At 75.5% G+C, this 16,025-nt stretch carries 7 protein-coding genes; all 7 read left to right on the forward strand.

What is annotated here, in order from left to right; genetic code table 11:
* Positions 1–60 precede the first annotated feature (60 nt).
* The 7 genes from AMK27_RS14415 to AMK27_RS14445 all read left to right on the forward strand — a co-directional run bounded on the left by AMK27_RS14415 (position 61) and on the right by AMK27_RS14445 (position 15,829).
* Positions 61–504, forward strand: a complete 444-nt coding sequence (locus tag AMK27_RS14415) for a Pycsar system effector family protein (RefSeq protein ID WP_073906553.1) — start codon at positions 61–63, stop codon at positions 502–504.
* 8 nt (positions 505–512) lie between these two features.
* Complete coding sequence (locus tag AMK27_RS14420) at positions 513–2,966, forward strand: VWA domain-containing protein (protein ID WP_073906555.1); 2,454 nt, start codon at positions 513–515, stop codon at positions 2,964–2,966.
* 21 nt (positions 2,967–2,987) lie between these two features.
* Positions 2,988–6,632 carry a tubulin-like doman-containing protein gene (locus AMK27_RS14425; protein ID WP_073906557.1) on the forward strand — a complete coding sequence of 1,215 codons (3,645 nt, stop codon included), beginning with the start codon at positions 2,988–2,990 and terminating at the stop codon, positions 6,630–6,632.
* A complete protein-coding gene (locus tag AMK27_RS14430) occupies positions 6,629–9,334 on the forward strand; it encodes a hypothetical protein (protein ID WP_073906559.1) in 2,706 nt (901 codons plus the stop codon). The genes AMK27_RS14425 and AMK27_RS14430 overlap by 4 nt, the downstream gene beginning before the upstream one ends.
* Entirely contained in the window at positions 9,331–11,682 is a 2,352-nt protein-coding gene (locus tag AMK27_RS14435) for a hypothetical protein (protein ID WP_241847494.1), read from the forward strand. The genes AMK27_RS14430 and AMK27_RS14435 overlap by 4 nt, the downstream gene beginning before the upstream one ends.
* A complete protein-coding gene (locus AMK27_RS14440; protein WP_073906561.1) occupies positions 11,679–14,453 on the forward strand; it encodes a hypothetical protein in 2,775 nt (924 codons plus the stop codon). Before AMK27_RS14435 ends, AMK27_RS14440 begins: the two co-directional genes overlap by 4 nt.
* 143 nt (positions 14,454–14,596) lie before the next feature.
* The gene (locus AMK27_RS14445) at positions 14,597–15,829 is read left to right on the forward strand and encodes an arginine deiminase (protein WP_073906563.1); all 1,233 of its coding nucleotides are present in this window, start codon (positions 14,597–14,599) and stop codon (positions 15,827–15,829) included.
* Positions 15,830–16,025: the final 196 nt, after the last annotated feature.

The following is a 16,025-nucleotide window of genomic DNA, read 5'->3' on the forward strand; positions in this document are numbered from 1 at the left end:
GCGCCCCCACCCGTACCCACCCCCACGCCCCCACCCGTACCAGCCGAGGAGCTCCGCTTCATGGCCGAACGGCTGCTCGCCACCGTCCGGGAGGACATCGGCCGGGCCGACACCAAGGCCGCGATCCTGCTCTCCGGCGCCCTCGCCTTCCTCGCGGTCGTCTTCTCCGGCGACCGCGCCCTCCCCGGCTCGGGACCCGGGCTCGTCCTCCTGCTCCTCGCGGGCGCGCTCTGGACGGCCGGTGTCCTGATGCTCGTCTCGGTGGTGCTGCCCCGCACCCGGATCGGGGCCGACCGCACGTTCCTGCGCGAGCTGACGGGCGGACCGTCGGTGGCCGCGCTGCGCGAGCGGCTGGCCGCGCCCGGCGCGGACGCCACCGGCTGGCTCCTCGAACAGGCCAGCGTGCACGGCCTCGTGCTCGCGGCGAAGTACCGGTGGCTGCGCCTGGGCGTGTCCGCGCTCGCGCTCGGCGCCCTTCTGGCCCTCTTCAGCGAACTGTGGTGAGAGAGAACATGCAGTGGACCCACAAGGGGAGCGCCCTGCTCCTCGCCGGAGCGCTCCTCGCGCTCGCCGGCCCGCCCGCGGCGACCACCGCCGCGGGCGCGCCCGGCGTCTCCGGGGCGCGGGCGGTCCCCCGTACCGCTCCCGCAGCCCCCGCCGCGCCCGCCGACCCCGTCGAAGGGCCCGATCCCCTCGACTTCGCCGTCGTCGTCGACCAGTCGGCGAGCCTCGCCGACGAGGACCTGGCGCGCGAGACCGAGGCGGCGGCGCTGCTCGTCCAGGGCGAGATATCGGAGCGCTCCCGGGCGGCCGTCATCGGCTTCGGCAGCTCGGAGAAGCGCGGCCAGTCGCCCGTGCGTGATCTCTGCCAGCTCACCGTCGCCGACGCGGCGGGCCGCGAGCGGCTCAGCGACTGCGTGCAGGAGCTGGGGCGCCGCGACACCGCCCGGATGGGCCCCGGCACCGACTTCCCGGCCGCGATCCGGCAGGCCGTCACCCGCCTCACGCAGGCCGCGGCCCGGCCCGGCACCGGTGGTGCCGGGAAGCCCGGCCCGCCCAAGGTCGTCTTCCTGCTCACCGACGGCAAGCTCGACGTCGCCGACAGCCCCGAGTACGGCACCGACCGGGAGAGCCGCCAGTCCAACGGCGCGAAGCGGCTCGTCGAGGAACTCGCCCGCGCCCGGGCGGCCGGCGTCCAGATCTGGCCCCTCGGCTTCGGCGGCGAGATCGACCGCGCCAGCCTCACCACGATGGCCGAGGGCGGCTACCGCGGCGCCTGCTCCGAGATCCCCGGCTCCGTCCCGCGCATGCGGGTCGTCGACACGTCCGCCGAGATCGACAAGGCACTTCAGGAGACCTTCGCGGCCGCCCGCTGCGCCCGGATCGCCCACGGCACCGTCGGCAAGCCGCCCGCCGACCTGACCGTCACCATCCCGCCGATCGCCACCGACGGCTCGCTCACGGTCGCCAAGCACGACCCCGAGGTGCAGGTCACCTACTACGATCCGGCCGGCCGCAAGGTCCCCGTCCGGGGTGAGTTCGACGGCTCCTCCTTCGAGGTCAGCGGGCAGAACGGCCCGGTCGAGGCACTGCGGGTGAAGAACCCGCTGCCCGGCGCCTGGCGGGTGCACATCGAGGCGCCGCCCGGCCACGGCGGGCGCGAGGTCGCTGTCCGGGCCCTCTGGCAGGGTCGGCTGCGCTCCGCCGTCGTCCTCGACCCGGCCTCCCCGCGTGCCGGCGAGAAGGTCAAGGTCGAGGTGCAGATGCAGACCCGGCGCGGGGTCGTGATCACCGACCCGCGCCAGCTGGCCGACCTCTCGGTGGCGGCCGACCTGAGCGGCGAGGGCTTCGAACCCGTCACCTTCCGGCTCGCCGACGACGGCAAGGCCCCCGACGCCAAGGCCGGCGACGTCCGGTTCACCGGCACGCTCACCGTCCCGGCGGGCGCCACCGGCGCCCTGGAGCTCGTCACACGCATGGAGGCGCCCGGGATCACCTCCGACCGGCGCCCGCTGCACGCCGTCGTCGCCCAGGGCGCACCGCTCGTGACCGCCGCCCTCACCGTCGACAGCGACACCGTGCACCCCGGGGCCACCGTCCGCGGCACCCTCGACGTCACCAACAACGACTCCGTGCCGCACACCCTGCGGCTGGCACTCGCGGACCAGACCCCGGGCGCCGAACTCGTCGTCGGCCCGGCGACCGTCACGGCCCCGCCGAACGCCGGCACCCGGTTCCCCTTCACCGTCACCGTCGGCAAGGGCACGCCCTACGGCGCGCTCGGCGGCCAGGTCACCGTCGTGGACACCTCGGACGGCGACCGCACCCTGCGGGGCGCGCTCCTGAACGTCCGGGTGGTGGAGCCGCCGACGTGGTGGGAGGTCTGGTGGAAGGCCGTGGTCGGCGGGGCCGTTCTCGTCCTCCTCGCGGGCACCTTCGTCGGCATCCGGCTGCTCTTCCGGCGCCGCCGCCGCGACCTCACCGGTGTCACGCTCGAACTCTGCCAGGAAGGGCGGTCGCTCGACTCGCTGACGGTCCGCCGCGATCAGAGCCCCGGCGGTGTCTTCGCCTTCACCGTCGACGAACCGTACGGGGCGCCGCCCACGCTCCGCCGCGTTCCCGGCGGCGGCTCCTCCGCCCATGTGCTGCGCCGCACCGGCGCCGGCGAGCTGCTGCTGCGGCCCCGCGGCGGCGCGCAGGTCCCGGTGCGGACCGGCGAGCCGGCCGGGCTCGGCGACCACGAGCTGGTCGTCCGGGGCGGACGACCCGCGCCGAGCGGCGGACGCCCGGCACCGGCCGGCGGCCGGCGCACCTCGTGGATCCGTCCCCCTCGCCGTACCGGAGGAGGTTCCGGGGGCGGGTCCGCGGGTGGCGGCGCGGGCGACCCCGGGACCGGTTCCGGCCGCCTCACCGGGACGGGCTCGGACGGTTCCCCGGACGCGAACGCATACGACGGCAACTTCTGAACGGGTCCCGAGGAGAACGACATGAAGATCTATCAGCCCATGCTCTTCGTCGGGCTCGGCGGCACGGGCGGACGCATCGGCAGCGAACTCGAACGCAGCCTGCGCCGGGAGCTGTGCGGCCCCGACGGCACCGACCTGGTCGACGGCGGCCGCCGCCTGCCCTTCCAGCTGCCCGACTGCCTCCAGTTCGTCTACGCGGACTTCAGCGAGGCCGAGCTGCTCGGCTACCCGCAGTTCAAGGCGAAGGGCGCCGAGGGCGCCGCCTTCGCCCGCACCTCCCGGATCGTCCGCGACCTGCTGCCCACCGACTTCGACTCCTCGCCCGAGGTGACGCGCATGCTGCGCGTCTCCGTCCCCGAGGAGACCCGGCTCTGGCTGCCGCCGAAGGCCCGCGAGCCCCGCGTCGCCCCGCTGAACAGCGGGGCGGGACAGCTGCCGACCGTCGGACGCTCCGCGCTCTTCGCGACCCTCCGCTCCGGGCTCGAACCGGTCCTCCGCCAGCTCCGCGAGGCGATCGGGTCCATCGGGCAGGCCGCGGGCGACCTGCGGAGGGTCGGCGGCGGCAAGATCCGGGGCTGCGACGTGTTCGTCGCCTTCTCCGTCGCCGGCGGCACCGGGGCCGGCATCTTCTACGACTTCATCCACCTCATCGGGCACGAGTTCCGCAACGCCCGGGTGCCCGGGGTGAAGATCTACCCGCTCGTCGTCATGCCCTCCGCCTTCCCGCCCGAGGCCGGCGGCGGACGCGAGGCGGAACTCAACTCCGCCCGCGCCCTCGTGGACCTCTCGCGGCTCGTCGACGACCAGAACGTCCCCGACGCCGTCGACCAGGTCGGCGACGTCGAGGACCGCGGGCGGCTCAGCGTCACGTACCCCGGCGACGGCGTCGTCGCGCTGCGTCCCGCCACCATGCAGACCGCCTTCCTCTTCTCCAAGCCCTCCGTCATCAACAGCGAGGACCTGCGGCGCTCCATCGCCGCCATGGTGATGTCGCTGATCGGCACCGACCTCGGCCAGGACAGCGGCTCGGCGACCCGCGCAGAGGAGGACTACCAGTCCTTCGCCGCCAGCTTCATCAACAAGGCCGTGGAACGCTCCACCCCGGCCCGTACGGGCATCGGCTACCGGGGCATGTCCACCAGCCTCGCCGCCGCCCTCACCGTCCCCGTCGACGACCTCGCCGAGATCGTCGCCGCCCGGCTCCTCGCCCAGGCCGTACGCGGCATGACCGAGCGGGCCCGGCGACCCGACCGCGAGGGGCAGAACCACGTCAGGGAGCTGTTCAACCGCTCCGGCATCGGCCGCCTCTGGACCCGGGACGCCCCGGACGTCCCCCTGCCCGAGCAGCTCCCCCGGGGGAAGACGAAGATCACGCAGGAGCTGCGGAACCGGCTCGGCGACATGGAGGAGTCCCTGCGCCGCCTCGACACCGGTCTCGCCCGCGAGATCCCGCGCCTCACCGAGGACTTCAGGCCGAGCGCGGGCGTCCGTGAACTCCTCGGCGCCATGGACCCGTTCCAGATCAAGGTCATCCTGACGGGCCTGCCGGGCCACCCCGACCGGGTGGCGAGGGAAGGCTTCACCGGCATGATCGACAACCGGCGGAACGAACCCGAACGGCCTCCTAACGTCCACACCGCCGCCCCCCACATCCCTCCGATCAAGGGCCCCGTCGGCGGCGTCGTACCGGCCCGGTGGAGCGACCCCGACGTCCAGGACGCGCTCTCCGCCCAGCAGGCCTGGTACCAGTGGCGGGCCCGGACCCTCTGGCACCACGGCTGGCAGAACGGCGAGGCCCAGTGGCGGCCCTCCCTGAACAAGGCGAGCTCCGAGGTGGCCGAACTCGTCAAGGCGCTCCGCGACCACGAACAGGACGAGGGCAAGGCCTTCGCCGACAGCCGCCGCGACCTCTACCGCGACGACCGCGCGGGCATCGCCTATCTGCTGCCCCCGCAGAACACGCTGCGCGCCTTCTACGACGACGTCGTCGACCGGCTCGCCCAGAGCGAGGGCCTGCCCGAGGGCGCCGACGCCGCGGGCCTGCTCGGCCGGATCGTCGGCCCCGAGGACTGGCGACGGGCCCTCGACTCGGTCCGCCGGTCGTCCGGCGCGGCGGTGAAGGAGATCAAGCAGGTCGTCGAGCGGCGGGTCAAGCGGCTCTTCGGCGAGGCCAACGAGGACGCCTTCGCCCGCCCCCTGCTGCCCTCCATGGAACTGCTGCTCCGGGCCGCCGCGGGCGACGAGACCGCGGAGGCGAAGGTCGACCCGCGCTGGCTCGACCAGTTCCGCTCCCGGCTCGCCGGGCTCATCCCGGTGGGCTTCGTCCCGGACGGCAGCGGACCGCTCAAGATCCTCATCGTGCATCCGGCCAGCGAGTCCGACGGACGCGCCCGCGAGTACCTGGAGCAGGCGCTCAACCTGCCCTCCCGGGTGACGCCGGAGAGCCGGGCCGGCGACACCGACTCCATCACCGTCGTCTTCTTCCGCAGCGGCATGAACCTCACCGACATCTCCGAGGTCCGCAACGTCCTCAGCCTCTGGTCGGAGGCCCGGGACTCGGCCGGCGAGGACGACTTCCTGCACTGGCGCCAGCGGCTCGGCTACGAGGACGACTGGCTGGTCTCCACCGAGCACGACCGGCAGCGCATCCTGCACCGGCTGCTCTGCGCCATGTGGAACGGACACATCGACACCGAGGGCCCGGTCGGCTCGCCCCACCGGGTCCGCATCCGGCTGCAGGACGGCGAGTCCGCGACCATGTCCCTGCGTCTCGAGGACTTCGACGGCTCGCTCACCAGCTGGGCGGGGCTGCTGCGCGCGTACGAGCGGTGGGCGCTGCTCGACGAGGGACAGATCATCGAGCAGTTCTGCGAACGCCTCATGCAGGCCCTGCCCAAGGGCCTCGCGCAGGTTCCGGCGCCGCCGTCGGCGCTCTTCACCCACTTCGTGGAGCAGGTCGCGCCGCGACAGCTCGCCCTGATCGACGCACTCGTCTCGGAGTACGGGGAGTACGGCGACTCCGAGGTCGAATGGATCGCCCCGTTGCGGCACTTCTGGGAGGTCACCTTCCCCGGCGCCCTCGACATGCGCTTCCCGAGGTCGGCCCGCGCCACCCGCTCGAACCTGCGGGCACTGTACGAACGGCACGCGCCGCGGGCCGGCACGGTACCGGGCCAGGGCCGGGGCCCGGGCGCCGGCCCGGGGGAGGCCCGGCGGGACCGCTCGTACGAGAACGGAGCCCGTCCGGCGTACGAGAACAGCCCCACCGGGCAGGGGCACAGCCCCACCGGGCAGGGGAACAGGCCCCGCTCCGGGTACGGGAACCGCCCCCGGCCCGAGTACGGGAGCGAGCCCCGGCCCGGGTACGGGAACCGCCCCCGACCCGAGTACGGGACCGGCGCCGTGCCCGATCCCCGTACCGCCTACGGGGACGGGGACATCCCGGGCCCGGGACCCGCGGCGCAGCCGCCCCGGCGGAACTCCGCCTTCGAGGACGACTGGGAGCGGGAACCGGAGCCCGACTTCGGCCCTGACTTCGGTTCTGAATCCGGTTCCGGCTACAGCCCTGAATTCGGTCCCGACTTCGGTCCCGAGTGCGGAGCCGACTTCGGTCCCGACTTCCCCGACGAGCCCTACCGCCGCGACCGGGCCGGGGAGGCGGAGTGAGCGCGCGCGTTCTTCCCGAACGGCCGCTGCCCGGCCACGCCGTCTGCCTCGACCTGCGGACGGCGGGGCCGTACGACCCCGACGCCGTCGTACGCGCCGCCCTCGACGCCCCGCAGCCCGGCGGCGAGCGCCGCTTCCTCGTCCTCGACGAGGCCGACCGGCTCGTCTCCCACCAGCTGCTGTACGAGCGGCTCTCGTCCTACGGGCCCGCCCGCGTCGTCTGCCTGGCCGTCGGGGTCCGGGGCGAGCGGAGCGTACGCCGCACCCTCACCCTCCGCCCGCCCGCGGCCGGCGTCCTGTGGGTGTTCGACTCGACGGAGGAAGGCGTCCCCGCCGAGGCCGTGCTGCGTCCGCTCGTCGACGTCCTGTCCACTCCCGAGGTCTTCGACGCGGTGCTGCGCGCGCTCGGCGAGGTGGTGCACGGCGTCGCCGTACCCGCCGTGCGCGTCCTGGAGCACGACCTCACCGACGAGGCGAGGGCGCGCGCCTGGCGGCAGGCGGTGGAAGGGCTCACCGGACCGGAGGTCCCGGCCGGCACCGCCTCGGCCGAGCAGGTGCCGCCCGCGCTCGCGCTGCTGCTCGACGAGGGCCTGCCGCGCTCGCTCGCCGACCACCGCTGGCTGCCCGCCCAGGGCCGGGCCGGGCTGCGGCTCGCCGGCTGCGACGAGGCCGTCCAGGACGCCGTCGACGGCTACCACCGGGTGCGCGGCGCGGCCGGACTCCTCACGGGGGCCGGTCGCACGGTCGACCTGCCGGGGGACATCGAGCGGGTGACGGGGGAGCTGGAACGGTTCCGGACCGCCGTCGCGGACGCGTTCGCCGCCGCGGGCGGCAGCAGGCTCACCGTCGAGCACCGGGGAGTGCTGCGGGACCGGGGCATCGAACTGCCCGAGATGCCACGGGAGATCTCCCGCGCCGGGATCGTCCCCGCCCTGCGCGACCACACCCACGAACTGATCGGCAAGGGGCTGCCGCTGCGGTCCGTCGCGGCCCGGCTCGGCGCGCTCTCCGCACGCACCGCGCCCGTCGGCAGCGCCTCCCGGCTGGCCAGGCTGGACGCGATCTGCGGGCCGGAGCGGCTGCGGCGGCTCGGTGGCCGGTACCCGTTCACCGCCGGCGGTCCGCGGCCGGTCGCCTTCGCCGTGACCGGCCTCCTGGCCCTGCTCGCGGGGGTCTGGCCGGTCCTCGGCTGGGTCCTCGGACCGGCCGTCGGGGTGCTCGCCGCCGGGCTCGCCCATCTGATGCTGCGCCGCAGGCCGAACCGTTCGCCGGACGGCCGGATCGACGGCGGCGGTGCCACGGGGGCGGCGCCCCGGCTCTTCGGCGGAGTGCTCGGCGGTCTCGTCGGCGCGGGCCTCGGACAGTTCCTCGGCCTGCCGCCCTGGGCGGGGGCCGTGGCCCTCGCGGTCTCCCTGACGGCGGTCTTCCTCCTCGCGCTGCGCGACTGGAGCCGGGCCGTGGACGACTGGTGGGCCCGCGCCGACCCGGAGGACGCCTGGCGGATCCTGCGCGAGGTCCAGGGCCTGGTGGTCACGACCGCCGTGCACGACTGGCTCTTCGCCGAGGTGCGCCACCACTGCTCGGCGGGCGCGGGCGCGGTGGCCCGACTGCTCCGCGGCCTCGCGGACACGGCCGACGCGCACGGCCGGGGGCCGTCGCACGCGAAGGGACCGGGGTACGCGTACGGGCCGTCGGCCGACTCCGCCGGGAGGGCGGAGGGAGGACCCCGGAGGGGGTCCGCCGGGCCGCCGGAACCGGACGGCGTTACCTCGTCGTGGACGTGGGAGGACTGGGGGGACGGCGGCGCGGACGACGTCTGGTCGGACATGGACGAGGAACCCCCGCCGCCGGCACGGGCCGCCGCCCCGCCGGCCGGCGGATCCCCGTACGCCTCGGACCCGTTCGGGGCCGCCGATGCGTTCGGACCCGCCGAGGCGTTCGGCGCCGCAGACCCGTTCGGACCCTCCGGTCCGGTCGGCGCCCCGGGGCCGTACAGGTCGTCCGCGCCCTCCGAACGGGACCCCGCCCTCGCCGACGGCGGGGCCGCCTGGGCCGGACCGGGGGGCGGCCCAGGGCCAGACCCCGCGCCCGCGTGGCTGGAGCGGCGCTACGGCGACGGCGGCCCCCTGCTCGTCGACACGCTCGTCGGCGACCTGGTCGCCGGGACCCTCCTGATCCTCGACCGGTCCTGGGCGGGCATCGAGCGCGACCCCGGGGCCGTGGTGTCCGCGGTCCACGAGGAGCGCATCGCCGAGCTCCTCGACGACACCCGGGTGCGCCTGGAGCGCGACGTCGCCGCCTCGCCGCCGCCCCGCCACGACGGCCTTCGCGACCAGGACGCGCTGGCCGGCCTCGGAGCCCTCACCGACCGCTCCGACCGGCCCGACGCCGCCCGGCTCACCGGCGTCGCCCCCGACGCGGTGGCCCGGCTGGTCCTCGCCGAGGACGACCCCGCCCGCACGGTCGCGCTCTGCGGCCCGGAGCACATGCGCCTGCTCTCCCACGACCCCCTCGCCGCCCGGCAGGTCCGGTTCGTCCCGGAGGCGATGCGGCGCGGGGCCGCGGGCGACGACATCTGGCGCGGCATCGCCGAGGACGTCGTATGGACCGGTGCGGGACGCCACGCCGGGATCCTCCGTCTCGTACCCCTGCGCGCGGACGTCGTGCACACCGTCCGCGCCGAGGAGGCGGGAGAACCGTGACCGACCCGAACCATCCGAACCAACCGAACCATCCGAACGACCGGCGCGACCCGGACCGGCCCGAGGACCGGGACCGATCCGCGGGCCCCGGCGACCGCGGCCAGGACGCCGGCCCGGGCGGGCCCATCGGCCCGGACCACCCCGACCATCTGAGCCGGCCGAGCCCGCCGCCCCATCCGTACTACCAGGAACTGGAGTTCCTCACCCCCAGGGAGGCGCAGAGCCGCTTCGTCGTGCGGTACGGGGAGGACCACAGGCCCCCCGGACGCCCCGGCTTCCTCGCGCGCCGGGCGGTCCTGGGGGCCGGTGGCGTGCCCGTCGTCCAGTACCGGCTCGCCTCGTCCGCCCAGGGCGACCGCCAGGCGTACGGCCTCCTGGAGCGGGAGGTGGCGGCCTCCGTCGCCCTCGAACGGCGGTACGGCGGCGACCGGTTCGTCGGCATCCTCACCCGGATCGTCGGCTTCGACCTGACCGCCGCCGAACCCTTCGTGCTCTACCGGCCGCCGAGCGGGCGGCCGCTCTCCGAGTGGGCTGGGCGGCTCGGCGCCGAGGACCAGGAGCGGATCACCGGCCAACTCGCCATGGCCGTACGCCTGCTGGGAGACGTGGGACTCGTCCACCGGGCGATCACACCCGAGAACGTCCGGTGGGACGGCGCCCGCGTACGACTCTGCGAGCCGTACGCGGCGCTGCGCGCCGGAGAGGCACGCGCCCCCTTCGGCACGGCTCCCTGGGCCTCGCCCGAGCAGCGCACCGGGCGCGGCACCGTCGACCCGCGCGACGACCTGTGGTCCGTCGCCGAACTCGCCTACTACCTGCTCTCCGGCCGCCCCGACCGCGGGGAGGGCCCGCCCGCGGACCTCGCCGACTACCGGCGCCTCGCCGCCCTCCAGCACAGCGGTCTCTTTTCCCCGCACGCGACGGAACGGCCGCACCCGGCCGAGCTGTTGAGGCTCCTGTACGTGCCCGACCCGCTCGTCTCGGGGGCCGAGGCCGTCGACGTCCTCGAACCGCTCCGCGCCCAGTACGACGCGCAGCTCGCCAGGAAGCGCGCGCTGACCGGAGGGAGCAGGCCGGGCGCCGGTCCGGCCGACGGGGCCCCGGAGGCTCCCGCCCCGGATCCGCGCCCGTCGCGCCCCTCCCTGATCAGCAAGATCTTCGGAGGCGGCGAACCGCCCCGCGCCGCGGCACCCCGCCCCGCCGCCCCACCCGCCGCCGAACCGCCCCGCCCGCCCGCCGGGCCCTCCGCACTCGTCCAGGCGCCGCCGTCGGGCAGCCGGATGTGCCCGCACTGCCTGCTCCCCGTCGAGTACGACGAACGCCTGCTCGTCACCATCGACGCCAAGGGAAACCGCGTCCCGCTGGACCTCAGGGCCGACCGCCGGCCCGCCCACATCGCGGACGCCCTGCGCAAGGCGTACCACCTGTGCCCGCACACGGTGGACGGCGACGAGGGCCACGAACTGCCCCTGCCCTACCTCGTCAACGGCGAGCCGCTCTCCATCGCGCTCGTCGGCAGCTCCTCCGTCGGCAAGACCCACCTGCTCGCCGCCATGCTGGGCGAGGTCGAACTCGGCGGCCTCGAACCGTACGGACTGAAGTGCCTGCCGCTCAACCCCGAGGCCCACCGCGCCTATCTGCGCGAACGCGTCCAGAGCCTGCAGCAGGGAAGGCAGTTGGGCCGCACCGGGCAGCAGACGTTCGCCCGGTTCGCCGACGGGCTGCTCGTCTCGGCGGGCGGCGCCACGCCCCGGCCCGTCGTCTTCTTCGACCTCGCGGGCGAGGACCTCGCCCAGGACAGCGAGGTCGGCCGCTTCCTCATGGGCGTCGACGCCTTCATCTTCGTCCTCGACCCGCTCCGCGCGCTCCGGCTGCCCTCCCTCGAACCGGTACGGGAGCAGAGCGGACTGCGGCTGCGCGAACTCGGCGACGAGGCCTTCGCCACCGTGCTCAACCGGATCCCCCGCCGGAGCGGCGGACTCGTCGCCGCCCCCGCCGCGCTCGCCGTCAACAAGAGCGACCTGGTGCGCTTCGAACCGGTCGTCGACCGCTGGCTCGGCCGGGCCCTGCCGGCCCGCCACGACCCCGCCGCGGTACGGGCCGAGAGCCGGGACGCGTACGCCTTCCTGGCCCATGGGGCGAGCCCCGCCTGGCTCAAGCCGTTCGACGACTGCGCCGACTGCACCCTGCACTTCGTCGCCGCCACCGGTGGGCAGGCGCGCGGCGACCGATTTCCGCACGGGGCCCGGCCGCGCCGGGTCCTCGCGCCGCTGCTGTCGCTCTTCGCCCTGTGCGGGCTGCTGCCCGGGGCGGAACCCGCGGGACCTATGGAGGGGATCGACCGATGACACGGTCGGAGAACGAGGTCGACCAGATCGTGTTCCGCTGGGACAGCGAGAACCTCACCGGCAGCACCGGCTTCGGACCGGTGGCCTGGTCCGGGCCCCGGGAGGAGGCCGAGAACCTCTTCAGGATGTCCGGGCCCGTACTGCGCGCCAGCGGCGACGAGACCCGGCCCGCGCTGATCCGGCTCCAGCGGCGCTCGGAGGTGATGCTCATCCACCGCAGGCCGTTCACGGACGCCGACGGCCGCACGTCCGTGCTCTGCCACGCGCTCGTCGGCTCACCCGGACTCCTCGAACCCGCCACCTGCCTCGGACTCCACGCCTGGAACTGGGAGGGAGCGGCCATGGACGGAGCCCGGGTCCGCGGCCAGCTGCCGGTGATCCCCGAACGGGTCCTCGTCCCCGCGACCGGCCACGGACAGGGGGAGCTCGACAGCGCACTGGAGCGCGCATCCGAGGAACTCACGGGAATGGTCGCGGAGTTGCTGCGCCACCAGGACGAACGCTTCACCGTCCTGGACGAACGCGGCGACACCGCGGGCCTCGTGCTCTGGGGACTGCACAGCATGTTCGGCGCGCTCACCGGCCGCCGGTGGACCTTCGCCACCCATGACACCGCCGAACTCAGCGCGCTCCGCTTCGTTTTCGTCGGACGCTGGTCGGGCGCGGCGAGCCGCAACACCGACCGGCGCCGCGTCGACCCGCGCGAGCGCGTCGGCGACCGGGCGGAGGAGATCGCGGACCGGCTCGTCCGCCACCACCTCAGGGGCGTAGCCGAGGGCAAGGAGTACGCGGTCGGCAGCGCCCTGCACGAGGCCTCCTCCGCCCGCGGCACCTCGCTCCTGGAGACGGCCGTCCGGGCCCTCGACGCCCTCGACCGCCGCAGTCCCGGCGGGCCCGCGCCCGCCCCGGAGGCCGCCGGCCGGGCCGCGTGGCCCCCGGCCCCGGTGGCACCCCGCGCCGAGCCGCCGGCACCGCCCGCCCCGGAGACCCGGAGGACGCCGGGCCGGAAGTGGGGATGGGGCCTGGGGGGCAGGGCCGGCGACGACGCCCGGACGACGGAGGGCGGCACGGCGGCCGACCGGCCGGGGGCCGGTGACGCGGCCGCCGAAGAGAACCCCCGAGGAGCGGGCCGCCCCGGTCCGTACGAGAGCCCCGACGAGTGGTTCCGCCCGGACCCGCCGGCGCGGGAGCCGGCGGCGCCGGCCGGTCCCGGGGCCCCGACGTCGCCCCGCGACGGCACGGCGACGTCCCAGAACGGCGCGACGGCACCGGCCCGCCGACCGGACCCGGCCCGTCCGGCGCCGGACACCACCCCGTACCGCACCCCGCGCCCGCCGCGGCAGCAGCCGGAGCGACACCTCCCGACGCACCCGACGCCGGAGCAGGACTCCTCCTTCAAGCCCGGCCCGGCGCCGGATCAGGACTCCTCCCGCCCCGCTTCCCCGCCCCGCCCGGCTTCCCCGCCCGACGCGGACCGCCGCTCGCCCCGCCCGGCCGCCGAGCCGGACACGTACCGCACTTCCCGCCCGGCTGCCGAGCCGGACACGTACCGCACGCCCCGCCCGGCGCCCGACCGGGACACGCACCGCACTCCCCGCCCGACCCCGGAGACCGATTCCTACCGCCGGCCCCGCCCGGACCCCGCGACCCCGGACCCCGCGACCCCGAACCCCGCGACCCCGGACCCCGCGACCCCGGACCCCGACCCTTACCACCCGGCCCCGGAGCCCGAGCCGTACGGGCGTGACGCCCTCGATCGCGAGCCGCACCCCGTCCCCTCTGCCCGCCCAGGCCGACCCGACAGCCCCGTCCGACCCGACAGCCCCGTCCGACCCGACAGCCCCGTCCGACCCGACCGCCCCGGCCAGCCCGACCGACCCGCCGCCCCGCCGGCCGGGGACCGGTCCCGGGCCGCCGACGTCCCCCCGACCCGCCCCGATCTGTCCAAGGGGCCCGCCGAGTCAGGCGTCCGTTCCTCCCCGGCGGCGGGTCCCGACGCGTACCCCCGTCCCGCTCTCCCCCTCGTCGCGCCCGTCTGGACCGGACCCCGGGCGACCGCGGGGCGTGCCTGGGCCGCCGTGCGGGGCCGAGGACGCGAGCAGGAGGCCGAGACCGGCCTCCTGCACAAGTTGCCCGCCGCGCGCACGGTGGACGAGGCGCGCGAGCTCGTCGAGCGCGGCGGCAACCGTGAGCTGCTGGACTCGCTGCGCCGCCCGCAGGCGTACGTCGTCCTCACCCTCCTCCTCGGCGAGGCCGCCCGGCGTCTGCCGTCCTGGGACCATCCGCTGTGCCGGGAGCTGTGCGAGGTGGCCATCGGCAAGGAGTTCTGGGCCGTCGCTCCGCCGGGTGCCGCCGCCGATCCGTCCGACCCGCCGGACGAGCAGCGCGCGGCCAACGCCGCCGAGCTGCACCGCTGGGCGGTCCGCCCGCTCCTCGCGGGCGGCGACGCCCCGGTCGGCACCGTGGGGGAGCTGCTCGCGCGGCTCCGTACGAGCGAGGTGCCGTCCGCCCGCGAGACCTTCTGGCTGATCGTCGACGACGAGCGCCCCGGCCTGCCGGAAGCGGTCTGGCTGACCCTCCTCAAGGACGCGTACGGCGTGCCCCGCACGGCGCGCCGCCCCGCGCCGGTCGCACCCGGGGCGGTCGCCGGCCACCCGGACGATCCCGGCAACGGCTACACCCGCCGCTTCCTGCGCCGCGCGGGGCTGCTGATCGGCGGGATGGTGGCGGCGATCCTCCTGCTCGTCGCCGTACGGGCGTGGTTCGGCTGACCGGGGCGAGGGCCGGAGCCGGAGCCGGGACCGGGACCGGGACCGATACGGAGACCGGGGACGCCGCCGGCCCCGTGACGCGTCCCGGCCCCGCCTGTCCCGAAACACGGGCCACGGGCGCCCCGCTCCGTCAGGATGGGCGCATGGGATTCCACGTCGATTCCGAGACCGGGCGGCTGCGCCGCGTCATCCTGCACCGGCCCGATCTGGAGCTGAAGCGGCTGACCCCCACCAACAAGGACGCCCTGCTCTTCGACGACGTGCTCTGGGTGCGCAGGGCCCGGCAGGAGCACGACGGCTTCGCGGACGTCCTGCGGGACCGGGGCGTCGAGGTCCACCTCTTCGGGGACCTCCTGGGCGAGTCCCTCGACGTGCCCGCCGCACGCGCGCTGGTGCTCGACCGGGTCTTCGACGAGAAGGAGTACGGACCGCTCGCCGCCGACCACCTCCGGGACGCGTTCGACTCGCTGGACGCGGGCGCGCTGGCCGAGGTGCTCATCGGCGGGATGACGAAGCGGGAGTTCCTGGCGGCGCACCGGGAGCCGACCTCGGTCCGCTTCCACGCCATGGACCTGGACGACTTCGTCCTCGGCCCGCTGCCGAACCACATCTTCACCCGGGACACCTCGGCCTGGATCTACGACGGCGTCTCGATCAACGCGATGCGCTGGCCGGCCCGGCAGCGCGAGACCGTGCACTTCGAGGCGATCTACAAGCACCATCCGCTGTTCACGGGGGCCGACGCGGGCCCCTTCCACCACTGGTCGGAGGGGCAGGCCGACTACCCGTCGACGATCGAGGGCGGGGACGTGCTCGTCATCGGCAACGGCGCCGTGCTGATCGGGATGAGCGAGCGGACGACGCCGCAGGCGGTGGAGATGCTGGCCCGGGGCCTGTTCGCGGCGGGTTCGGCGCGCACGATCGTCGCGCTCGACATGCCGAAGCGGCGCGCGTTCATGCACCTGGACACGGTGATGACGATGGTCGACCAGGACACGTTCACGCAGTACGCGGGGCTCGGGATGCTCCGCTCGTACACGATCGAACCGGGGGACGAGGGCCAGCCGCTGCGGGTGACCGACCATCCGCCGGAGCAGATGCACACCGCCATCGCGGCGGCGCTCGGCCTCCCGGACATCCGGGTCCTGACGGCCACGCAGGACGTGCACGCGGCCGAGCGCGAGCAGTGGGACGACGGCTGCAACGTGCTCGCGGTGGAGCCGGGCGTGGTCGTCGCGTACGAGCGGAACGTCACGACCAACACCCATCTGCGGAAGCAGGGCATCGAGGTGATCGAGATCCCCGGCAGCGAGCTCGGCCGGGGGAGGGGCGGCCCGCGCTGTATGAGCTGTCCCGTGGAGCGGGACGCCGCCTGACGGCCTCCCGGCGGACCCGTACCGGACGCGTACCGGAACCGGACCCGGGACCGGAACCGCCCCGGAGGGGCAGCCGGGGTGCGGGCGGACAAGGCCAGGGGGCCGGGCTGTATATAAATGTTGAAGTGCGTATACACTTCCAGGGTCCCTGATCGTCGTCCCCCGATCGCCGACCCCTCGACCGTACCCACAGGAG

The sequence above is a fragment of the Streptomyces sp. CB02009 genome (genome assembly GCF_001905825.1).
Lineage (GTDB): Bacteria > Actinomycetota > Actinomycetes > Streptomycetales > Streptomycetaceae > Streptomyces.

Coding starts and splice junctions, on each gene's coding strand:
- AMK27_RS14425 (WP_073906557.1), top strand. CDS start 2,988: ATGAAGATCTATCAGCCCATGCTCTTCGTCGGGCTCGGCGGCACGGGC.
- AMK27_RS14415 (WP_073906553.1), top strand. CDS start 61: ATGGCCGAACGGCTGCTCGCCACCGTCCGGGAGGACATCGGCCGGGCC.
- AMK27_RS14445 (WP_073906563.1), top strand. CDS start 14,597: ATGGGATTCCACGTCGATTCCGAGACCGGGCGGCTGCGCCGCGTCATC.
- AMK27_RS14420 (WP_073906555.1), top strand. CDS start 513: ATGCAGTGGACCCACAAGGGGAGCGCCCTGCTCCTCGCCGGAGCGCTC.
- AMK27_RS14440 (WP_073906561.1), top strand. CDS start 11,679: ATGACACGGTCGGAGAACGAGGTCGACCAGATCGTGTTCCGCTGGGAC.